The following is a 24,909-nucleotide window of genomic DNA, read 5'->3' as shown; positions in this document are numbered from 1 at the left end:
ATTCTGTCCAACTAAGTGTAGCCTATTCAAATAAACATTATCAACTTTGTAAATTTAGATAATAAAAACTATTTAATAGCTATATTTTATTAATTTGTTGTTCTAAAAAAAAGACTATTTAGCTATTTTTTTCACTTTACTTAAGAATTGAACAAATTGTGTGGAAGTTTTCAATGATAAGTTGTGATTTTTTGTCCCATATAGTTCTATTAAAGTTTTATCTTTTACTAATGTTATATCATTAAAGTTATTGATTACATTTGTACTAACTCTAAATTCATTATTAAAACAATTGAAGTATAAATCATAGTATCTATACCTCTCTATAAAATGAGACCATTGTAACTCATATGCCCCAGTGTCTTTATCTTTTTTCATATAAATTTTTTCTTTATATTTTCTATCTTTAAAATAAAAATATAAGTCTTTATTTGTATGATCACTAGTTTGGATTGATATTTTTTTAGTATCACATTCAATTGAAATAATATCAAAGTTTAAAATTTGAAATGAAAGGCTATTTTTATCTGTAAAGTACAATCTATATTTTTGATTTTGTGCAATTTTTCCATTCCCAGCATATTTACACATATTTTTTGTGATTCTGAACTTTGCCTCTTTATTATTATCATAATTAAATATTAAATACATGTCATATATATTTGTTGAATCAAAATGAGATAGTTCTAATTCATAACTAAAACAATTGAAAGATTTCATGTTTAAATTAAAGATCATTCTATCATCAATATTAAATCTGCTTTGCATTTCTAATTTAACGCTATGAATCGTAAAAGCTGCTGGAATGTTTAAATCTTTAATTTTTAAATGATTATTTTCACAAGATATGGATCCAATTTTAATAATAGCTTCAAATAAAGTATTTATCCGAAAAAGATGATCCGGAATTTTTACTGTCTTATCCCTAAAGTAAGGTAAAGTCCAATAAAAATTTCCGTTTTCTCCTATAATTTTACCTTTAGGTTCATTAGTTAGATAGTTAATTAATTCAGATTTTAAGTTATTTAGTATCATATAAATATATATATTTTTAGTAATCCCTAAATCATTGTCATATATATTCGATATTTGACTAAAGATACGTTTAAGTTCTTTGAAATAGACGGATCTAAAAACTTTATCTCCAATAATTCCGTTAATCGGGAAAAACAATCTATCTATATTGGTCTTTAGAAATTCATTTGTCAATGTCATGTTTCCATACTTTTTGAAATAATCAATTTGGTAATTCAGAGAAGTAATTCTATCCTTTAAATTGTTTAAATCAAATTTAAGTTGAGTTATAGATTTTGCTTTTGTATCCTCATCTCGTTTTCTCCATAAATAAACAACATCAGTGATAATTGAAATCTTTTTTGCATATAAAAATGCCTTATGAACCATAGGTCTATCCGCGTATAGCATTCCTGGGGGCATAAAACAATCGTGTTTAAATAACAATTCTCTTTTGTATATTTTGTTCCAATAAAATCCATCATAAAATATTTCAGGGAATTCCAACAAATCCGATACTATCCTATTTTCCTTCCATACGTCTCGTTCTCTTTTATATATTATTTCCCTTTGTACACCATTTAACAGAATATTTGGTTTTCCAATTACAATCTCGGCATCTGTGGATTTTGCTTCATTATATAATTTTTCATATGCGTTCAATGGTACAATATCGTCTGAATCCATAATTGTAACATATTCACCAGAAGACTGTCGTAAACCATTGTTTCCCGCAATGGCTCCACCACTATTTTTTTGATTAATAACCTTAATATTTTCATAAAGTGAATCATATTCTTCAATAATTAAATGGCTGTTATCGGGACTACTATCATTCACAATAATAATTTCTATGTCTTTTAACGTTTGATTTACAAGAGAATCTAAACATTCTCTCAAATAGCACTCAGTATTGTATACTAAAACAACAACACTGAGTTTGTATTTATTATTCAATATTCTCACCTAACTCATGTTTAATAATCTTGGTAATATGCTTTACTTCATCTAAACTTAAGTCTGAATACATTGGCAATGTTAATATACGATTACTAATTGACATAGCAACTGGAGTATCAGAACTCTCATTTTTATAACATTCAATATTATTACAAAGTGGGTAAAAATACTTTCTAGTAAATACATTATATTCTTTTAATTTCTCAAAAAGAAAATCTCGAGTTTTATTATTTTTTAACAGAATAGGATAATATGCAAAATTGTGTTTTACCCCTTCTATCCTAGGTAAATAATATATATCTTTACACTCTTTAAACCCCTGAGAATATACATTATAAATATCTTCCCTATGACTAATATCATCTTCAATACTTTCCAAATTACACAAACCCATTGCTGCCTGAAATTCATTCATCTTTGCATTAACGCCAACATAATCTATTGTTTCTTCCGAAGTTATACCAAAGTTTTTTAGTGCCTTTAATTTCTGACTTAATTCTGTGTTTTTAAAAGTTAACAATCCACCTTCAATTGAATGAAATACTTTTGTAGCATGCAAACTAAACATTGATATATCTCCAAATTCCCCAATACTACAGTCTCCAACTTGTACACCAAAAGCATGTGCAGCATCATAAATTACTTTGAGATTATGCTTTTTTGCGATTTCATTTATTTTATGGACATTACATGGAATTCCAAATACATGAACTGCTAAAATAGCACATGTTTTTGATGTTATGTGATCCTCAATCTTATTTACATCAATATTGAATGTATCCTCCTCAATATCACAAAATACAGGAGTCAAACCACAGTTTGTAAGAGCATGAATTGTTGACACAAAAGTAAATGGTGTTGTAATTACTTCTCCTTCAAGTTCTAATCCCTTTAATGCAACCTCTAGCGCTGAATGACCATTTGTAAATAGTTCTGTATTACTTACATTTAGATATTTTTTTAATTCTTTCTTAAATTTTTCATGCAAAGGTCCATTATTAGTTAACCATTTACTATCCCAAATCTCCTTGACATACCTAGTATATAATTCAAATTTTGGTAGTTTAGGAGAAGTAACATTAACTTTATTTTTTAATATCCAATCTTTTTTCATTTTAATTTCTCCAGTCAATTAAGCTCTCTATCGCATCAATATCAAAAACAGGCATACCTAACATTTTTGAAACCTTTATTCGTTCACTATATGAATCATCAATAAATATTGCAGCTTTTTCATTGTTCATATATTTATACTTTTCATCATCCTTATTAATATGAAGGATTTCGCTAAAAAGATTCTTATCAACCTTTAACAATTGAAGCGTATTGTTAATGTCCTTTTCATGCTTTGTTATTAATACAATCTCTATTTCTTTAGAAACACATTGATAGATAAACATCATTACAAATGGGTTTATACTATTTCCTAGTGTAACTGTATCATCAAAATCTAAATAAACTCTTTCATATTTTTTATCTATTGAGAATCTATTAATGAGCGCCCTATCTATTTCAATATTAAAACTATTCTCGTGAATGTTAATGTCAAACTCCATTCGATCAAATAGGCTAAGTAATGGTAAGTTAATGCCCTTATTTCGATAAAGTCCCATTGTTCCTGCTATTCTGGGGGATATCTCCAAAAGTTTAAATGTTCCGTTAATATCTTTTTTCACTTGAAAAAACCATACACCACGAAAGTTAAGTTTTTCATTGATTTTTACTGCGATTTTTTCGACTTCTGAATGACAATCTAGTGTTACAGAATTCACACTTATTCCACTTTTAACTCGTCTTCTTTCTCTCATTCCAATAAAACGTAATTTTCCATATCGATCAGTAAAACAATCAATCGTATATTCATCACCAGGCAAATATTCTAAAATTAGCAAATCGTCCGTTTTAGAATATATATAATTTAAATCCTCTAGATTTTTGACGAGTGCAGTACCTTTCGAACCTTGCCCAACATTTGGTTTCAAGAAAACAGGATATTCCCCTACTTCCTCTATAGAATTGTACATATATGGAATAAAGTTCTCTTCCTTAAAGAACTCATATGTCTTTTTCTTAGAGCGACAAATTTCACTAGTTTCTTTTTCAGAGGTAATTACTATTGCATGCAATGATTCTTGATATTGCGAAAGTTTTAGCACGACACTATCATGTGCAGGAAAAATAAAATCTATAGAATATTTATCGATAATACTATTAATCTCACTTATAAAATTTTCATCGTCAACATTAGGTAATCCATCAATATAGTTTCTATAGACATATCTACCATGATCTTGAACACTAGATCCTCCGTAGATTTCAAAATTTTTCACATACTTTAATGCATTATTGATTTCTAGTCCAATTTCAGAGCCACAAGGAAAAACTAAAACTCTTTTTTTATCCAAAATATTTCACACCTTCAAGTATCCTTTTTTTTTTATTTCCTATTCAAAGACTTTTTCAATTATACTTTGGGCTGCTTTTCCATTTTCTAACTTACAAAACCGATTGTAAAATTCGTCATATTTCAATTCATAATTTTTATAAATTGAATTAATATTTTGTATTGCATTTAATAAATCCCCACTGTTATTAATTATTGGGCCAGGAAGATCCTTAAACATATCTAAATAAAACCCTCTTACATTCTCTTTATAATTATCAAAATCATATGCAAAAAATAGAATTGGTTTTTTAGAATTAGCATAATCAAAGAACACTGAAGAATAGTCAGTTATAAGAATATCAGACATTACATATAGTTCCTGAATATCATCATATTTTGAAAGATCATATACAAATTCTTTATATTTTTCATCAATTACTAAAGAATCTGCTATTAAATGATGCATTCTTAATATTAATATATACTCATCTTTAAGATTTTTATAAAATTCTTCTAAATCAAATTTGAGACTAAAAGAGTGCTTCCAAGAATTCACCGACTCATTGTCCCGCCATGTTGGAGCATAAAGAATCACTTTTTTATCTTGAGGTATACCAAGCTCTATTCTAATTTTATTTACTTTCTCTCTCATCTCTTCGTTATAAAATATATCATTAGCAGGATATCCATACTCAAGAACATGTTTATTAAATTTAAAAGCTCTCTTAAAAATTTCAGTTGAATAATTATTCGCTGATACTAAATAGTCCCAATTTCTAGACTCGATATAAAAGTTTTCTCTTGCTAATACCTCCGGTCCATCTATTTCAATATCATAGCCTAACCTTTTTAAAGGTGTACCATGCCAAGTCTGAAGATATTTATTACCTTCCCTTTTACGATGAACAGGAAAAAGAATATTGTTAACCCAATATTTTGATTTAGCAAGATACTCATAATATTCTACTTCTTCCCTATTTACTATTATCGGATTACCTGGTATTTCTTCTGGATTTTCACCTGAATAGGACCATACAAAAGTATAATTTTTATATTTATCATTCCGTAACATTTCTTCATAAATATATTTCGGATTACCAGAATAATTTTTTCCTAAAAAGCTTTCGAAAAACACCATTTTTTCATTAAGTTTATGTGTTTCGCAAGTTTCATTAAATTTACTTTTTCCTTTTGCTATATTATAAGTCTTTTGAAATTGATCTTTATCTGTATACCACAATGCAAGACTAAATTTACCCATAGTAACATAAAGTGAAGCAACATTATTATTGTCAGAAACATTCACAATATATCTTTCTTCCTCTTTTTCAAATCTTGTATTGTCACTAAATGTAATCAATTCCCTGTATAAGATATTCTTGTTAGTATCTCTAAGTTGGAGAAAAACATCCCATCTCGAATTTATAATTAAATCATTTTTCATTTTCTCCAAAACTATAACACTGCTATAAGTAAATGTATCACTATCCAAGTTTGAATCTAGTTGACATTTGTACCCAATACCCTTGTTAGTATCTCTTCGTACTAGAACGATTTCTGCGATTGCAGGCACAACTGTATCTAACGCTACTATTTTCCCAGTTAAATAGAAATTCGTGCCAACATTTTTTAATTCAACAATTGAATTTTTAAATAAGGATTTTTTTATTTGGAATGATATATGATTATTTTTGTTTTTAAAAAGGCTAATAATATTATTTTTTCTATCATTGTATTCAGTTAAATTAACATTTTTATTACTATCAACCCTTTTTAAAAGCGTGTATTTAAAAAAACTAAATTTTATATATACATCGAACTTTCCATTTGGGTTAACTTCAACTAATTCCTCAAATGGAAAGAAACACGTTTTCCCTTTTATTTCCTTTTGGAGTTTTCTTCCGGTCTCACGATTTTTAAAAACCAATTTTCTTTTTACAAGCGGATATAATTTATTGAAACGCATATAAAACGTTGTATTATTCTCAACCTTAATAGTCTCTAATCTATGATTAAAGATATATTTTTTTATTATTTTTTTTATAAAAGTTTTCATTTAATGATCTATCTCCTTAGAGCTAATAATGCTAAATACCAAGGATGAGTAAATAAATTGACAGCAGATATACTATATCAAAATATTTTGGTATTCCCCGTTTTCTATATTTTTTAACCAACTTTCATTTTCGAGATACCATTTTATAGTTTTAATGATACCAACTTCAAACGAAGTATCAGGTTCCCAGCCCAATTCTCTCTTCATTTTTGTAGCATCTATACCATATCTTCTATCATGACCTTTACGGTCTTTTACAAAAGTAATTAAACTTTCATTAACATCCTTATCAATATTCTCATTAATAAAGGAAATAATTGTTTTTACTATATCTATATTTGTCCTTTCGTTATTACCTCCAATATTATATATCTCACCTATTTGACCATGGCTAATTACCATATCTATAGCTTTACAATGATCTTCAACATATAACCAATCTCTGATATTTAAACCATCCCCATAGATTGGAACATCTTTCTTGGATAAGCATCTATTAATTACTAACGGGATTAATTTTTCTGGAAACTGAAATGGTCCATAATTGTTCGAACATCTTGTAATATTTATTGGCATTTTATATGTGTCAAAATATGCCTTTACAATTAAATCAGCAGAAGCCTTACTTGAAGAGTATGGACTATGAGGATCAAGAGCAGTATTTTCTTTAAATAATCCACTAGAACCTAATGAACCGTAAACTTCATCAGTAGAAATTTGAATATACTTTTTGGTTGTTATGAAACTTTCGTCTTCTAACATCCAGTATTTTTTTGCTATGTTTAACAAATTTACTGTCCCTAAAACGTTAGTTTGTACAAATATTTCAGGATTTGTTATACTTCTATCAACATGTGATTCAGCAGCAAAATTCACAACATAGTCTATATTATTTTCTTTAAAAATTGATTCGATTATCTCCTTATCATTAATATCTGCCCTAATAAAAGAATAATTCTTATTATTGTTTACCTGCACTAAATTCTGTAAGTTTCCCGCGTATGTTAACTTATCAACATTAATGATTTTTATATCATTATATTTATTTAACATGTAGTTTATAAAGTTTGAGCCAATAAATCCTGCTCCACCAGTGATTAAATATGTTTTCATTTGTATCTCTCTCTTCCTTTATTTCCTTTTTTAATTTATTACACAAATACAGGCTCATTTACTTCGTTGGCAATTCTTATTAGATATTTACCATAATCCGATTTAGTTAATGGCTTAGCTAAACTTATAAGTTGTTCCCGATTTATAAAACCTTTCCTAAAAGCAATTTCTTCTATGCAAGCTATAAATAATCCTTGTCTTTTTTGAACAGCTTCCACAAAATTACTTGCTTTCAATAAGTTACTATGAGTCCCAGTATCCAACCAAGCCATCCCTCTTCCAAATCGTTCTACCTTTAATTTTTTTCTATTTAGATATTCTTGATTGATTGAAGTTATCTCAAGTTCTCCTCTATCGGATGGAATTACATTTTTTGCAATTTCAATTACATCGTTATCGTAGAAATATAAACCTGGAACCGCATAATTAGATCTAGGAACCAATGGTTTTTCTTCTAATGAAAGTACTGTCCCAAACTCATCGAATTCTACTACCCCGTACTCATTTGGGGTATTAACGTAATAACCAAATATAGTCGCACCTGATTGCAATTGAACTGCTCGCTCTAAAATATTAGTTAGTCCTTGTCCATAAAAAACATTATCCCCTAAAATTAAAGCGACATTATCATTGCCTATAAACTCTTCACCGATAATAAATGCCTCAGCCAACCCTCTTGGCTCTTCTTGTATTTTATAACTTAAAGATAAACCATAATCATTTCCATTCCCCAATAATTCCCTATACATTGGTAAGTCATAAGGAGTAGAAATAATTAATATCTCCCTAATACCCGCTAACATTAATACCGATAACGGATAATAAATCATAGGTTTATCATAAATTGGTACCATCTGTTTCGATATTGCTTTTGTAATTGGATATAATCTTGTCCCAGATCCTCCTGCCAATATAATCCCCTTCAATTAATACACTCCCCTATTTATTATTTAATCTCTTAGAATTTTTAAACTTTCACTACTTTAACAAGAATAATACTTAGTATTTCATTTAGAATTTAGTTTCCACTTTCAATTAAGTCCCTAATTCCAAATAATAAAAGTTAAAAATAACTTAATAAGCATAAGGACAAAATAAATATCTAATGAAAAAACACAATTTTCATGATCTTTCATTAGACATCTATTTTTTTAGTAACCAATGAAACTATTTTAATTTATTGAACAAAATCGCATAGTACTATTTTATCGAATTAACTTAATAAAATAAACCGTTGTATTTTGTCGAAAAACGTCGAGAATAGACATTTAAGAAAGAACTATATATGATGTTTTTTCTTTAAATTCTTATATTCGCCAAAATTCGCACATTATTATACCATACTTACCTAAATATTGCATTTAGTTGTTTCCTTTTATCATTTTTAATTATATTAATTAAACTATATTTAGATAGTAAAAAAAAGGTCTTTTTACATTTTGCAATAAAAAACCAAATCACCCAAAATAACTAAACCTTATTTTGGATATATAGGACAACGCGGATTACAAATTTGCAATAACAATATTAAAACTATGCGCATTAGATACCCTTAAATACAGACTCTAATCCACGACTACTATCACTGCCCTCTTCTGCATATAAAGATATAAGAAATGAGGAACCCATAGTTCCTCACTCTATTTTTTTAAATCTTAATTCACTTAACTACGGATTCCTTCACCTTATTAATATATAATTTATTAGCACTAATATCATTCGAATAATAAAATATATAATCATATTCTAATCCATGATATAAAATCGCACTATTTTTTGACTGCAGCTGTGGAGTACCTATTTCTCCAATCAAGCTTTCTATATTTACATTATTTAGATTAATAGAAATTCCATTGCACGTATTTTCCTTATTATATAAATATTGAATGTTTTCTTCGGGTACATTTTGACTATCTATTTCTGTTTTTTCTTTACCAATCATCTTTACAATATCACTGACATTTTGATTTTGTGATAATAATCCATTTATAGTACTTATAATCTTTTTATCTTCTAAATGATCATTTACACTCGTTACAATATTACTACTAATCCATCCTTCTTTCCCACTATCATAGTGAATTTTAAGCCAATCTATATCATCTGTCGGATTATTTTTTGTATCAAAAATTTCAAAAGCATCACCAAAGGATGTCATACTAATTCCATCACTTTCAAGGCTTGGATCTTGATGAATACGAGCAGCATTCACATTAACATAACGAATATCCATTCTCTTTCTATTGTCATTATCATCTTTTGAATTGCCCACTTTCTTATCAGAATTTATAATATCCGAATTCTTCGTGTCATCCTTTACTTTGAGAATAGTCTTCTCTTTTATACCAGAAACTAAGAAATTTTTATTTTTCAAAACATATCCACTTGCAGCAAGGATAAATAAAATACATAAACTCCATAAAACTTTTAAAAGCAGCCCTTTCTTTTTCCTTTTTTGTTTCGATGTTCTGGATGCATATGATTGATTTGGATTAGTCTTAATCTTTGTTAAGTCTTTTTGCAATGTTTCTTCAAGTGAATGTTTATATACATTGTTTTCTTGTTTATTTATTTCTAATTCTTTTTTCTCTTTGCTTCTTTTCTCTAAAACCATCTGCTTGAAATTTTTCTGTTCTTCCTTAGACATTTCTTTAAATTCCTTCAAGAACTTTTCATAATTTGGCATAACATCTTTAATGGAACCGTACTCTTTCACTTCACCAGCCTCGAGCCATAATGCTTTGTTGCAGAATTTTTTAACTTGACCAATTGAATGGCTAATAAAAAATATAGTTTTTCCAGCTGCTTTAAATTCATTCATTTTATCCAGACATTTGTCTGCAAAAGTTTGGTCCCCTACTGACAAGGCCTCATCTATAACTAAAATATCAGGATTCGTTGTTACAGATATAGCAAATCCAAGTCTTGACTTCATACCACTAGAATACTTTTTAAGAGGCTGATCAATAAAATGGCCTATATCAGCAAATTCAATAATCGATGGTGTAAGCTCCTTTATCTGTTGTTTACTGTATCCCATAAGTAAACATTTTAGTTCGATATTCTCTCTTCCAGTTAATTCATTATTCATCCCTGATGCAATAGCAATTAATGATGTTTCACCAACAGTTTCAATACTCCCAGAAGTAGGAGGAATAATACCGGTAATCAAATTAGAAAGTGTAGATTTTCCCGCACCATTAACCCCAATGATGCCTATAACATCTCCAGGACTAGCAGTGAAGGAAATATTTTGTAGAGCAAAAAAATCATCCCCATATCCCTTTGGTAGAAGAATGTCTAATAATTTATCTGAAGTTTTTTTATACATTTTGTATTTTTTAGTAACATTACGAAAAATGACGGAATTACTCATATTTTCTCCTCTATAATACGAATTAAGTCTAATTTTAAAATATATTAAAGTTCGAGAAATATCAATGTTATTAGTAGTTATTTCTCCCAAATGTTATGAAAGATTTAAAGTTAAAAGGTATCCTTTATTAAAGGATACCTTTTAACTTTAAATTTATTATACTCTTCTAATCTTCATATGAAATAAAAAAAGTATTAAGAGTGTTCCGATTAGATTTTACTCAAACAGTGCCTCAAATTCTCTTATAATTTTTTTATTATATTCCTTAAAAGAGAAACTATGCTTAGTCCTTAATCCATTATGAAAGGAAATAAATCCATTATACAATCCTTCCTCAGAATTTTCGACTACAATTACCTGATTTTCATTTAAATTGCGCAATGTTGCTGATAAATTTACAGTAATAACTTGTTTATTTAATGCTAATGCTTCATATACTACAAGTCCTAGCCCTTCATAATAAGAAGAAAAAACAAATGCATCCACCATTTTTAATAGAACATAAGGATTATCCATTCTACCTAAAATAATTATATTTTTATTAGCTGGAGAATTTTTAACTTGATTTATAGTTTCTTCTCGTAAAGGTCCATAAGGTGCAACTATAATTAATTTTGAATTTTGCTTTACCTTATTATATTTTTCAAATGCTCTAATCAGCCTATCGTGTCCCTTTTGCTTATCGTAACGCCCTATATTTAAATAAATTTTTGTATTCGGATCTAATAACTCGTTTATGAGTTTCATTTTTGATATTCCGAAATTTCTAATTGCATGTTCAAAATCAAAATTTTTATTTTCATATCTAAACTCATCCATTAAATAATCATCTAAACGAGGTTGCGAACTATTTAGAAAGTTTTCTTTTAAACTGGTTCGTAGTGAATTCTCTTGTGGCATTATTTTTATATATTTCAATTCACTTACTTTATTCACACTAATTTCTCCACCATAAATATGACTATTTATATAATCAACATTTACATCTAGTAAAGATTTAAAAATACTTTCGTTACTCAGTCTCCTAATTCTACTTTCCCCTAAAAAGTTATTGGCCACTTCAATTTTATCCACTATTTGAGGCATATTTTCTACAAAGCCATCTAGTAATTGATCATTAACAAGAATTATTTTATCTGTTTTTTTATAGGCATTATATAATACTTTTTTATTATAATTTTTTTTATTTTTATAATCCTCAAACATATCCGTGTGAACAAAAATCATAGTCTTACAAGGGGCGTAAGCTACAATCTCATTAAATTTCCTATCAAAACCGGTATATTGAATTAGCCAATTAACTTCAGTATCCCCAAATATTCTTCTAAGTTCCCTTTCATATATTTGTCCAATTTTCTTCTCTACAAATTTACTATTCAATTTCTCTGACAACATATATTGTTTATGAAGAAAACGTTCTAGCAGATTATTTATAGATATTCCTGGAATAGGGTAGTATAAAACATCCTGAGGTAAATTTTTTATTTTATAATAATGTTCATGGGAAATTTTATTTTTAGCAAAAATCAAAACATAGTTTCTCTTTGAAGTATCAATAGAATTAATCGTATTAAACAAAGCAGTAGTTATTCCATTATCCCACAAACTTCCACAAAAAATGAAAACATTTTCTTTTTCGTTTCTTATTTTATACTCTTTAATAAGATCGTTTACTTGTTCATTTATGATATAATCTACAATAACTCTTGCACCGTTAACTGAGTCATAATTGCAAAACTTACTTTTCATGTAACTGTAGTCAATAAGTTTATTGCCTTTGTTAATTTCTTTAGCAAGATCCTCAACATTACTAACCTGTTTAAAGGGGTATTTATCTATATCTTCGTATATTCCTCTAGTAGAAATATATTCTTCTTTATCATAGGTATATAATATAATTTTTTTATTCGTATTTAAAAAATCATACATAATAGAAGAGTAGTCAGTAATTAAAACATCTACACAGCTCAAAAAATGGTATAACTCGAAATGCTCTGGAAATGCATAAATATTATTTAATTTAGATATATCTATATTTTGTTGCATGGTATGTGTTTTAAATATTAAAATTGTATTTTGTTCCATATTATTTGAAAGATACAATAAATCATTAATAATTTTCTCCTCATCATTCCTTACTTGATTAATAGTTCCTCTCCATGTAGGCATATACATCACTATTTTTTTGCCCTGCCATCCAAAAGATTCAATAATTTTTTCTTTAGCAGTAACATCAAATAATATACTATTACGAGGAGAAGGTCCTACTACCACCCTCCCATTGTAGATTTTGTTAATATTATGGGAATTGATTAATATATCTTTTGTATAATCATTATTTACAATAATACCATCAGAAATAAGAAAGTTTCTTTGCACATTGGAGAAACTTAAAATATCTTCCATGTCTTTCCCTAAAGTTTTTAGTGGTGTTCCGTGCCAAATATTAAAATACTTTTGTCCTTTTCTTTTATTGTAAAAAGAATAAAAAGTATTATCATTTATTAAAATTTCACAAGTTGCTAATAACTTTCCATATTCTCCGGACAAATGTTTTACTAATTTCACATTTGTGAGATTATAGTTATTTATTTTTTTTTGATTAAAATCTATATCACGAACAACAACATATACTTTCAAATTTCTATATCTTTTGGAAATATCCATAATTAAATGAAAAATATGCCCATCTATTGATTTGCCATGAAGAGATTCAAATAAAATAGTATTTCTTTTGATTTTTTTATCTAATCCTCTTCTATAAGCTAGTATATGTTTTTGGCTTTCTTTAATTTTTTTATATTTCTTAAATAAATCCTTTCCCCTTGAAAATACTTTAATCAACATTAATCACCCTAATTTCCTTTTTAATTCCTTATCACTAAAGCTAATTTTTTTGAATGGAGTAAATAACTGTAGCTAAACCTTTATATGAAAAAAATTCGTATGATGGAAGTAAATAAACATCTTTTATTCGCAACTTGTTTAACATACCATTCAGATAATTTAATCGATTCAACAACAAATATTTTATAACTATACTACCATTAAAATTGCAAAATATGGCTTTATTTACTATTTTTCGACTTTTATAGTTGCATTTTTAGCTTTTTTTATAAAAATTTGTTAAAAATATGTGTGGGTGACTTTGTTAGATATTTTTTATCAAATATATTAAACAAATAAAAATCCCGCATTCGGGATTATGCAAACCTTATTTATATTAAGATGTATGATCTAAATAAATCCCCAGCTTTGTTTCTTGTAAAACCGAATTCTTCTCCACTTCCTCCCCACAAACCTCCCTATAAAACATTCCCAGCGCTTCCCTATTATAAGTACGATAATCAAATTCTCTAGTCAATAGCTGATTCATCAAATATTTCTCCATGCCAAGGACTAGACCATCCACTGAGTTTTCAACGAGCTCTCCGTATCCGTTCTGTAGGATGCTTCTCGAACCTGGTATATCCGTCGAGATAATTGGGATTCCTACTATTAAAGCTTCTAATAGTACCATTGGCTGCCCTTCGTGGTTGGAGGATAGGATAAAACAATCACATGTGCTGATGAGTTGAAATGGATTGGAAAGTTGACCGGTGAAATAGACCTTATCTTGTACACCTAGTTGTATCGTGAGCTTTTTAAGTTCGTGTTCCAATACACCCTCACCGATAATGTAAAGCCTTACATAATCGTGTACTTCAGCAATCTTTGAAAACGCGATGATTAGCTTTTTCTGATCTTTTTCAGGGGAAAGTCGTCCCATATTCACGAAATGGACCTTTCCTTCTTCAGGCATCATAATCCCTTTGAATTTCAGTATTCCATTCTGAGTCGTGTTATTCATTACTAAGTATTGTTGATGGGAAACTCTTAATAGTTCACTTTTTTCTTCCACTAGGCTTTGGACTTTCTCTGGATCTATGCAATTGTGAACATATGCTGCTTTTTCACTTGGAATATATTTTTGTAGATTTGCTTTATTTACATCTCTTGTATGCTCCGCAACAGATATGATCTTATCAAAGTATTTATATATGGGGAAGATAAGATTCATGTTCGAACGATGCTTATATTTTTTATTAATTTTTTTATCGTATTCCGCTTGCATATCATTATGCTGATAAATTACTTTCCTTTTAAAGTTTCCAAATGCAAAGAGAAGACTCCAGAAAGGGACATATCCGCTAAAATCTATGACAATATCAAATTCTATATCTCCAAACAACCTGTGTACTTCTCGATTATATAATGTTCTGGGGATAAACTTATGAAGAGATTCGTTTTTTAATCCTTTATTGATGAGATAATTATGCTTATATGATTCTATGATAGTGGTATTCATGCTTCCTACTCTAAAAAACTTCTTCACCATAGGATTCAGTTTATTCATGTTTTCTGTGGAAGTAGCATCGTAATTGCTTTTATCCATTACAACTAAGTTATATTTGGAGTAATCCAAGTTATTTAATAAATTAATCGCAGATGTCGTAATGCCATTATTCAAAAACCCGCCGCAATAGAGCAATATATTTCTTTTTTCGTTTCTAACCCTAAAACAATTTTTCGTATGCTTTTCCTGAAATATGATTTCTACATTACGTTCTGTCGCATGCCCATCATCGTAAGGACAAAACTCTTTGATATACTTTTGATATTTATCTTCATAAAATGGCAAATGAGTGTCCGCGTTTTTCATACAATCGATTACTTCCTCAATATCTTTACAAATTGGACCTGGAAGCTGATCTAGCCTGATATATAACCCACGTTCCGTTTCATATATTTCTCTGTCATACATAAAAAAGATAATCGGTTTCTTCGTAACTAAATAATCAAAAAAGATACTAGAGTAATCGGTAATTAGTATGTCAACAACAGATAAAAGCTCATTCGTATCGACCCAGTCCGGAATACATACTTCTTCTAACCGTTTATCATTCTTTATATGCTTATACATTAATGTATGTACCTTTAAAAGTAGCTGGTAACCGTCGGGAATCTTTTGGTATAGTTCTTTGATGACTTGCTGAATTTCATCCTTTGTATTGCTTACACTATTCACTTCGCCTCTCCAGGTTGGTGCGTAAAGAATAATTTTTTTCGTCTTATCGATGGTAACTAAACGAGACATTTTATTTCTTATCTCATCCCTATTGGCATTCAAAGTGAGGTCCACTCGTGGATATCCTTCGTGTATAATTGTTCCATTATATATTCCAGCTAAATCATGTGACTCGACTAATTTATCTGCGGTATAAATGTTTGGATTTATTAAATAATCGGTATGAGCAAAATTTCTTTGAATATTTTTGTGTTGTCCAAGTCCTCCCTTCATATCTTTCCCCAATGTTTTCAACGGTGTTCCATGCCATGTGTTCACATAAATCTGCCCGGCTTTTTTTTGAAAGTAGGGAGGAAAGGTTGTATTATTTATCAAATATTTTGCAGCTGCTAGGTATTTTAAATATTTATCGCTGTGTACTTTCACAAATTCAACATTGTTGTGGTCTGTATATTCCTCTGCATATAAATTTCCTTCTGTAGTATTTAAGGCCCAAACATGTTTGTAACCACGGTATTTCGGATCATTTACGAGCATTTTAAATATGGCATAGGGGCTGTCCACCATCGCCTTTCCGTGAAAAGATTCATATAGTATAACCTGATCCTTTACTTCTAATTTCTCGTAAAAATAAGTGTATTTAATAATTCTTCTGAACCCTGTGTCTCTTTTCATTGTAATAAAAGGTCTTGCAAAAAGCTTTATGGCTGTTTTTATTTTTCTCGCTAGTAACGTAATTTTCAAGTAATCTGCCCCCCTGACAGTAATAAATTACTATTACAATATTGATATTTTTTAACACAAAATAAATAATATTCAGAATAATTTTATCACCTGGGTAATATAAGTAAATGGGCATCTTTTGTTTGATTTTGTCGAAACACTGCCAAAAAGGCAAACTAAAAAATTTATTAAGGTTAAGAACCAGTTTCGACACCGAGCAATAAGCTATATATTACATAGCAAATCTCACTGAGTAAAAATGGTTATGTATATTTCATTTATAAATTTATTTTTTGTAAAACCTTTAAATTGGCTTAAACAAATCTTCACATACGAAAGTTATCCTGTTAATATAAGGTAAATAGAATGGATAATGATTTCCAAGAACGTTTTACCTTATTCACCACGTTAATTTTTCACCATTTGTATCACCATTCACTCATTTCGGAGGTGTACGTTAATGGAACCACTATTAAATTCTCTTTTTCTTGTTAACGTTTTTGCTGCATTTTCTTTCATTTTTTACGCTTCTTTTTCCAATCATTATAAGACAGAGTAAATTGGACTAATATGTTTTTACAACAATCATTTTATATAAAAAAGGGCAGATACTGCCTAACATATCTTTTTGAATTACAAGATGTGTTCATTCTTAATGGCATTTTTTCTAATTCTGTTCACCCCAATATCATTTCTCCTAGTTGTTTCCTTTTATATTCTTTTTCAGCTTACTATGGAACTGCTAGTTGGATATCCTTTAATTTAATCTCTGTTAAAGGATTTCATGCCTATCCGAACGCTTGTTATAATCTACATAAGAGAAAAAATTGAGTTGATTATCAAGGGAAATGCGTTTAGCTGTTAAAGTATATCGACAAATTACCACACACGTATATCAATGGTTTAAAGACTATATTGTTCTTTAAGGAGGCAGAATAGTGACACAAATTACATTCTTAGCTTCATCTAAGCCATTTCTAATACCAGATGAAATTGCGGAATACAATTGGCGAACAGTGTTTGAACATGAAGAAGATGCCATCTATTTCTCCGTTCAAGATGTTGACGATTATTGGAAGGATAAAGTGAATGGGTTGTTTTCTATGCCCTATGTTTACGAGGCACAAGGTGTGGGGAACAAATTATTTCTCACATACATCGGAAAGTATATGGAGGTAGGAGACGTGTTGGAAGTTTTCCAAGTACCAAACCAACACGCATTCGAGGAATATAAACAAAGAATGGAAGAACGTCCTGAACCAATTGAAATAAATGTAGGTAGTTATACTTACCGAACCATTTATGGTTTGTATCAATTAAACCTAAAGAAATGGTTAGAAGAACTTAGCCACCGAAATTATTTTACTCATTTCGGAGTTACAACATTTGTGAATTATTAAAAGACAAGAAATAATTGTATAAGGAAAATAGTGGGCGAACACCGTAAGTTTGGTTCGACGAATATTATTAGTCTAAAATTATTTTCCAGTTCTTCTTAATAAAATGCAATAAAATACTTGGGCTAAAACGTGAGATATTCTTATATCCATTTCCTTTATAATGAAAAAAAGCAGCCTAATTCATGTTACGAATTAGACTGCTGGTTAATAACGTTCTGTACTCGAAAATCCAAGCTATTAGAATCTCTCTGCGCCAATTTACTATTTCATAGTTTTATAAAAATCAAGAATTCCCTCATATATGGAGCGTGCTGCAAGATCTCTGTAAGAATTAGATTTTAACTTTTTGGCATCACTAGGATTCGAAAGGTAACCTAATTCGACTAATACTGCTGGCAATGGATTATATTTTATAACTCGAAAGTCATTCTCCAATACTCCGCGATTCCTTGTTCCGATTGCTTTGTATAATCGATTTTGAATGAAACCTGCCAATTGTTTACTTTTGTTCGCTCTATTTTGGTCTCCATCTGAATTATAGTACGTTTCTGTACCACTGGCAGAGCTTGCTGAAGCAGTATTTGTGTGTATACTTACGAAAGCATCAGCACCGGATTGTGCTGATATACTATTTCGCTCATCCAGTGTTGGGTAGGTATCCCCCGACCTTGTCATAACTACTTTTATACCTGCTTTTTCTAGAAGCTTTTGAACACGTAATGCAACCGATAGATTCAATTCTTTTTCAACAATTCCGTTGCCGCTTGCTCCAGGATCCGATCCTCCGTGTCCGGCATCAATGACAATGACTTTTTGACTACTTGTTTTAGGTACTAATAAAAACGCTGAACTTACATACCCTTTTAAATTGCCGTAGGCTATGTAGGCCCAACCATTTGATACCTTAGTAACAGTTACTTTATTATTCCTTTTTAACTTCCCGATTACAGAGTAATTAGTTCCCGGACCTTTTCGTACATTTAACGTGTCTACCGTGACGACTCTCTGATCCACTTTATTAGTTGTCGTAGTACTTGGTTTACTTGGAGTCTTGGATACGTTACTTGGTTTTGTCGTAGGACTGGTCGATTGTATAGCCTTTAAGTATGATATGCTTACATATCCTTTTGTTTTCCCATATGTAATATATGCCCAGCCATTGGTAACTTTTGATACCGTTACCTTATTACCTTTTTTCAAGCTTCCAACCACTGCGTAGTTTGCACTGGGACCTTTACGAACATTTAACACATCCGCCGTTACCGACCGCTGATCCACCTTTTTTGTGGTGGTACTTGGTTTACTTGGAGTCTTGGATACGCTACTTGGTTTTGTCGTAGGACTGGACGATTGTATAGCCTTTAAGTATGATGTGCTTACATATCCTTTTGTTTTTCCATATGTAATATATGCCCAGCCTCCGGAAACCTTTGATACCGTTACCCTATTACCCTTTTTCAAGCTTCCAACCACCGCATATTTTGCACTCGGACCTTTACGAACATTTAACACATCTACCGTTACCGTCCGTTGATCCACCTTTTTTGTAACGGTACTTGGTTTACTTGGAGTCTTGGATATGCTACTTGGTTTTGTCGTTGAACTGGTTGATTGTATTGTCCTTAAGTATGACGTGCTTACATATCCTTTTGTTTTTCCATATGTAATATATGCCCAGCCTCCGGAAACCTTTGATACCGTTACCCTATTACCCTTTTTCAAGCTTCCAACCACCGCATATTTTGCACTCGGACCTTTACGAACATTTAACACATCTACCGTTACCGTCCGTTGATCCACCTTTTTTGTAACGGTACTTGGTTTACTTGGAGTCTTGGATATGCTACTTGGTTTTGTCGTTGAACTGGTTGATTGTATTGTCCTTAAGTATGACGTGCTTACATATCCTTTTGTTTTTCCATATGTGATATATGCCCAGCCTCCGGAAACCTTTGATACCGTTACCCTATTACCCTTTTTCAAGCTTCCAACTACCGCATATTTCGCACTGGGACCTTTACGAATATTTAACGAATTCGCCGTTACCGTCCGTTGATCCAATGTCTTTGGCTTCGCGATGGTACTTGCAAGTTTAATAGTTTTTATATATTGGGAACTTACATAACCCTTTAATTTCCCATAGGACATATATGCCCATCCGCTTTTGATTTGATAAACAGTTATCGTTTGATCCTTTTTTACCATACCAATAGAAGGGGAATGAGTACTTGGACCTTTTCTAACATTTAAAGCAGTTGCATTTACCTTATAGGAACTGCTTTTCGTAGCTGCGAAATCTTTTTCAGATAATGATATGGATAATACTAATAAGATTAATAGAAAAATAACCCCATTACGTAGTTTTACCATTTTAATGCACCCCCTTTCCATTTGTATTTGCCTGTCATATTTTATCATATTTTTGATATTATATTGGAAAAATTTCAAGAAAACCAGGTACATTTTTACTACGTGTAGATTTCACTAAAAAGAAAAAGGGATTTTCATCCCTTTTCCCATTTTTATAGTTTTCTAGGATTCCAAAAGTTGTAAGGCTTCATCGAATTTGTTAGTACTTTAAAATCATACCCATTTGCCTTTAAATATTTCAAAACGGTTGGCAGTGCATCGGCAGTGGTTGGTTTATCATGAAATAAAATAAGAGGGGATATGCCTTTGTTTTTTAATATCTTAATTTGTTTAATAGTATATTGTGCTGTTTTTGGACCGTTTAGAAATTTCCAGTCTAAACTATCCACATTCCAATCCCACATCTTATACCCATACTGATTCATCACTTTTCGATACGGTGCTTTCATATATGGTTTACTGCCATATGGGACACGAATTATTATGGATTTCTTATTTGTAATCTGTGTCAACGTATTTAAGCATGTTTTCATTTCCTTTGCTGCTGTATAGGGAGTTTTATAGAACTTGTTTTTGTCATGTGTGACACCATGACATGCGATACCGTGACCCTTATTAACCATCTTTTTGACCGATTTTTTATGAAGTTTCATATTATTGTTCAGCATAAAAAAAGTTGCTTTAGCATGATATTTATCCAATATACTTAAAATTCTTTCAACACTACTGTTTGGACCGTCATCAAAGGTAAGGTAGACGACTCTTTTTGGTGTTTTTTTTACTGCCTTTGCATGTAGATGTTGCGGTAAAAAATAGCTTGATAGAAAACACAAAATGAGGAATGTAAAACCAATTTTTCTTTTCAATGTATTTCCCCCTAAATTTTTTATCTATTTGGATGAAAATATGCATAATGGTTTACATTAATGCATATCCACTTTTGAAAAAATGAAATAGAAAAGTTTTACGCTTGTTCCATCGAGGTAAGAATTTTACTGGTCACAGGAAAACCTAGGAAACCGCACTAAGATAGTTCACAAGCTAGTGAAATCGCAATATTAAATTTTTCTATGATAAACAAAAAACCACAGTACAGAACTGTGGTTTTAAAAAATCTAGTAAGACACTATAGTATTAATTTTCGACGATTATAACAAATCACTTAAATATATTTGCTACTTTTTGTACAACGAGATGGCTTCCGCCGCCTTTTTCAACACCTTCTATTAAAACGGCCACCAAAACATCTTTCTTGTTTTGGTCATAGGCTACGAATAAACCATTTTCTTTTCCTTTTTCCTTCTTGGAGCTTTTTAATTCAGCAGTGCCGGTTTTCCCTGCTAGAGCTATATTTGGAAGGTCAGCTCCATGTCCCGTTCCTCGTGGATCTGCTACTACTTTTCGAAGCAAACTTGCTACTGTTTTCGCATTTTCTGGGCTGATTACATTCTCTTTCCACACACCAGCGTTTTTGTCATTCATTTTTATAGTAGGCTTAACAATGTTGCCGTTATTGATAAAAGCCGTATAGGTATCCGCTAAATGCAAGATATTCATCTGTACCTGTCCTTGGCCATACCCACTATCCGCTAATAAAATTTCTTTGTTTAATGTCCCATCCGAAGATATTTGTGATTTCTTTAATGGGTAATCAAAAGGTAGTTGTTCTCCAAAGCCGAAATCCTTCAATCCCTTCACAAACTTATCCCCACCCATATCGAGGGCGGTTTGGGCAAAATAGATATTATCGGAATACATCATAGCATCAGATAAACTGACAGGACCGTTTTCTACATGAACACGGCTAACCTTATAGTCTCCCCAGCTTCCTCCTTTTCCCCAAGACTTTCCGTTTATAGTTTTGGTCGAATTTGGTTTCAATGTACCGTTTTGCAATGCAATCGCTGCTGTAATCGGTTTTATCGATGAACCAGGAGCATATGACAGAGCAAAGCGATTGATTAACGGCTGCATTGGATCCTTTTCCAGCTTATTGTATTCTGAATTTGACATCCCCAATACAAAGTCATTAGGATCAAAGGATGGTGAGCTTACTAAAGAGAGTACTTCCCCAGTAGTTGGTTGTATGGCAGCTGCTGTCCCTGCACTGCCCTTCATCTGGTTATAAATTTTTTCTTGTAATTTTGCATCAATCGTAATATTGATATTCTCTCCATTTTGAACTTCTTTTTGGGCAATTACTTTTACAGTTCCATCTGCTTTTTGGATAGTGATCTTTCCACCTGCTATACCGCGAAGTCGATCTTCATATAACTGTTCCAATCCTCTTTTTCCAATTACACTATTCGCAGTATATCCCTTTCCACTTTCTTCTTTTAATTCCTCTGCGGAAATAGGTCCGATATATCCGATTAAGTGTGCTGTTGCAGCTCCAAATGGATATACACGCCCAGTGGTATTTTGTTTATCAACACCAGGAAGCTTGTAAAGTTTTTCTAATACACTCTGATTATTCGTGGCAATTTTTTTAATAGGCACAAACAAATCTGGCTTCACCCAAGACGCGTTTAATTTTTGATCAATTTCTTCCACGGATAGTCCAAGAAGTTTTGCTAGCTGTGCCTTTACTTCTGACTCATTGCCACCCATCTTTCCTGGAGTGACGCCGATTTGATAAACGGTTCCGTTAACTGCTAATCCTTGTCCACTGCGGTCTCGAATTTCTCCGCGTTTCGGATCCTCTGTTGTGGGAACAATTTTATCTCCCTTTGCTAGCCCAGGAAGGATGAGTGCAGGATTCCAATTAATATACCAATTTGATTTTTTATCCTTCTCTTCTTTGGTTAATAATACCTTTGTAGAATATTTCACAGGTCCGGCAAAAGTATTAAATGAAACTTGCACCGGAATATTCACTTTATCTTTTTTCTTATAATCGTCTTCCTTCAACGGTTTATATGAAATTTTCAAATTATCTACTTCAAGGTCTTTATATACTTTTGGATAACGATCGACGAAATCTGCAGTTTTATATTCCTCTTTACTACTAGAAGAAAGATAATTTATGTACATCTTCTTAAAATTTCCCTTATTCCAAAGCTGTACATATTCTTTTAGTCTCTCATTCGGCGAAACATCCTTTTGACACGCTGACAATAATCCGATTGCTAGCAACAACATAACTATAATGCTACTTATTTTTTTCAAAATATACCTCCTATCCATCCTTCTCTCTCTATTATACAATACCAAAATGGGATTATTCGGATAAAATTATAGGACTTTTTTAACTAACTAGCCAAAAAAGGGGTACATATGCATGAAAAATTTGCTAAAATAGAAGGATAATAGATGAAAAAGGAGGAAACATGACGTGAAAAAAACGATTGTGTCGGTTGCTGCAACGACAATTATTGCTTCAACCTTCACCTCGCAAGCATTTGCCTCAACATATAAGGTTAAAAAAGGGGATTCGCTATGGGGTATAGCAAATAAATATGACACAACGATAAATCAATTAAAAGAATGGAACCATCTAAAAACCGACTTAATTTTTCCAAATCAAGTACTAACTATTTCTAATAAAAATGTAAAAGTCAGTGCCTCTTCTTCAAAAGTGACACCGGTGAAAACTGTTAATAGCCAAAAAACTTATACAGTAGTTTCTGGTGATACGCTTAGTGGCATCGCAAAGAAATTTAATATATCTCTATCTAATTTACGAGCATGGAATAATATTAAAACTGATCTTATATATCCAGGTGATGTACTGAAGGTATCTAGTACTTCAACTAATTCAGTGCAACCACCAAAAAACACTTCTTCTTCTTCAAAAAGTGTTAATGCAAGTTCTGCATCCAGTCAAGGGACTTATACCGTGAAATCTGGAGATACTCTATCTGGAATAGGGCTGAAATTTAATCTATCAGTAGCAGAATTGAAAAAGCTTAATGCATTAAGCTCTGATTTGATTTACATAGGACAAAAATTAACCGTAAACTCAACGAAAGTTTCATCTTCTACCACTTCATCTTCTAATAATTTGACAGCTGGTACCCAAGTTGGAACCTCCAATGGATTATCCGCGACAAAAGTTATTAATGCTGCAACAAAGTTATTAGGAGTTCCTTATGCTTGGGGCGGTTCGAATCTTTCCGGATTTGATTGTAGCGGATTTATTTATTATGTTTATAATCAAGTTGGCGTTAAATTACCACGAACATCAAGCGTTGGATATTATAGCCGTTCATTTTATGTGAATAGTCCTAAGCCAGGCGATCTCGTCTTTTTCTCTGATACATATCAAAAGGGGATTTCTCATCTGGGAATTTACCTAGGAAATAATCAATTTATCCATGCCGGAGATAATGGGGTAGAGATATCATCATTATCAAACTCCTATTGGAAAGAGCATTTTGACGGATTTAAAAGACTATATGAAGCGATTTAAGATAGAAAGAGGCTGGGACAAAACCCACCTCT

The 24,909-nt window shown here is 30.9% G+C and carries 14 protein-coding genes; 2 read left to right on the top strand and 12 right to left on the bottom strand.

The annotated features are described in order from the left end of the window. Positions 1 to 114: 114 nt before the first annotated feature. The 9 genes from CWO92_RS23265 to CWO92_RS23225 all read right to left on the bottom strand — a co-directional run bounded on the left by CWO92_RS23265 (position 115) and on the right by CWO92_RS23225 (position 16,717). Positions 115 to 1,971, bottom strand: coding sequence for a glycosyltransferase family 2 protein (locus CWO92_RS23265; RefSeq protein WP_101356581.1), 1,857 nt, complete (start codon positions 1,969 to 1,971; stop codon positions 115 to 117). After that, complete coding sequence (locus CWO92_RS23260; protein WP_101356580.1) at positions 1,964 to 3,088, bottom strand: DegT/DnrJ/EryC1/StrS family aminotransferase; 1,125 nt, start codon at positions 3,086 to 3,088, stop codon at positions 1,964 to 1,966. The genes CWO92_RS23265 and CWO92_RS23260 overlap by 8 nt, the downstream gene beginning before the upstream one ends. A gap of 1 nt (position 3,089) precedes the next feature. Continuing rightward, complete coding sequence (locus tag CWO92_RS23255) at positions 3,090 to 4,379, bottom strand: ATP-grasp domain-containing protein (protein ID WP_101356579.1); 1,290 nt, start codon at positions 4,377 to 4,379, stop codon at positions 3,090 to 3,092. Between the two features lie 39 nt (positions 4,380 to 4,418). Then, positions 4,419 to 6,416 (bottom strand): CDP-glycerol glycerophosphotransferase family protein, encoded by a 1,998-nt coding sequence (locus CWO92_RS23250; protein WP_101356578.1) that lies wholly within the window; start codon positions 6,414 to 6,416, stop codon positions 4,419 to 4,421. Between the two features lie 72 nt (positions 6,417 to 6,488). Beyond that, complete coding sequence (rfbB, locus tag CWO92_RS23245) at positions 6,489 to 7,529, bottom strand: dTDP-glucose 4,6-dehydratase (RefSeq protein WP_101356577.1); 1,041 nt, start codon at positions 7,527 to 7,529, stop codon at positions 6,489 to 6,491. Between the two features lie 38 nt (positions 7,530 to 7,567). Continuing rightward, the gene (gene rfbA, locus CWO92_RS23240) at positions 7,568 to 8,455 is read right to left on the bottom strand and encodes a glucose-1-phosphate thymidylyltransferase RfbA (protein ID WP_101356576.1); all 888 of its coding nucleotides are present in this window, start codon (positions 8,453 to 8,455) and stop codon (positions 7,568 to 7,570) included. Positions 8,456 to 9,189: 734 nt separating this feature from the next. Then, positions 9,190 to 10,905 carry a teichoic acids export ABC transporter ATP-binding subunit TagH gene (gene tagH / locus CWO92_RS23235; protein WP_101356575.1) on the bottom strand — a complete coding sequence of 572 codons (1,716 nt, stop codon included), beginning with the start codon at positions 10,903 to 10,905 and terminating at the stop codon, positions 9,190 to 9,192. A 216-nt stretch (positions 10,906 to 11,121) separates the two neighbouring features. Next, complete coding sequence (locus tag CWO92_RS23230) at positions 11,122 to 13,749, bottom strand: CDP-glycerol glycerophosphotransferase family protein (RefSeq protein ID WP_207767829.1); 2,628 nt, start codon at positions 13,747 to 13,749, stop codon at positions 11,122 to 11,124. Positions 13,750 to 14,128: 379 nt separating this feature from the next. Next, a complete protein-coding gene (locus CWO92_RS23225; RefSeq protein WP_235851661.1) occupies positions 14,129 to 16,717 on the bottom strand; it encodes a glycosyltransferase in 2,589 nt (862 codons plus the stop codon). 917 nt (positions 16,718 to 17,634) lie between these two features. Between CWO92_RS23225 and CWO92_RS23220 the strand changes: the two genes are divergently transcribed. Further along, the gene (locus CWO92_RS23220) at positions 17,635 to 18,096 is read left to right on the top strand and encodes a hypothetical protein (protein WP_101356573.1); all 462 of its coding nucleotides are present in this window, start codon (positions 17,635 to 17,637) and stop codon (positions 18,094 to 18,096) included. Positions 18,097 to 18,357: 261 nt separating this feature from the next. Here CWO92_RS23220 and CWO92_RS23215 read toward each other — a convergent pair whose 3' ends face one another. The 3 genes from CWO92_RS23215 to CWO92_RS23205 form a co-directional block, all read right to left on the bottom strand. Continuing rightward, positions 18,358 to 20,466, bottom strand: a complete 2,109-nt coding sequence (locus CWO92_RS23215) for an N-acetylmuramoyl-L-alanine amidase family protein (protein WP_165786760.1) — start codon at positions 20,464 to 20,466, stop codon at positions 18,358 to 18,360. 152 nt (positions 20,467 to 20,618) lie between these two features. Further along, entirely contained in the window at positions 20,619 to 21,332 is a 714-nt protein-coding gene (locus CWO92_RS23210; RefSeq protein ID WP_165786759.1) for a polysaccharide deacetylase family protein, read from the bottom strand. Between the two features lie 292 nt (positions 21,333 to 21,624). Next, on the bottom strand, positions 21,625 to 23,634 hold the full coding sequence (locus CWO92_RS23205) for a penicillin-binding transpeptidase domain-containing protein (RefSeq protein WP_367593499.1): 2,010 nt from the start codon (positions 23,632 to 23,634) through the stop codon (positions 21,625 to 21,627). A 166-nt stretch (positions 23,635 to 23,800) separates the two neighbouring features. Between CWO92_RS23205 and CWO92_RS23200 the strand changes: the two genes are divergently transcribed. Beyond that, positions 23,801 to 24,877: a C40 family peptidase gene (locus CWO92_RS23200; RefSeq protein ID WP_101356569.1), complete on the top strand. Its 1,077-nt coding sequence runs from the start codon at positions 23,801 to 23,803 to the stop codon at positions 24,875 to 24,877. Positions 24,878 to 24,909 lie beyond the last annotated feature (32 nt).

This window comes from Heyndrickxia camelliae, assembly GCF_002844575.1.
Taxonomy (GTDB): domain Bacteria; phylum Bacillota; class Bacilli; order Bacillales; family Bacillaceae_C; genus Margalitia; species Margalitia camelliae.
The sequence above is the reverse complement of the archived record's forward strand: the minus strand, read 5'-3'. Positions and strand labels throughout refer to the sequence as shown.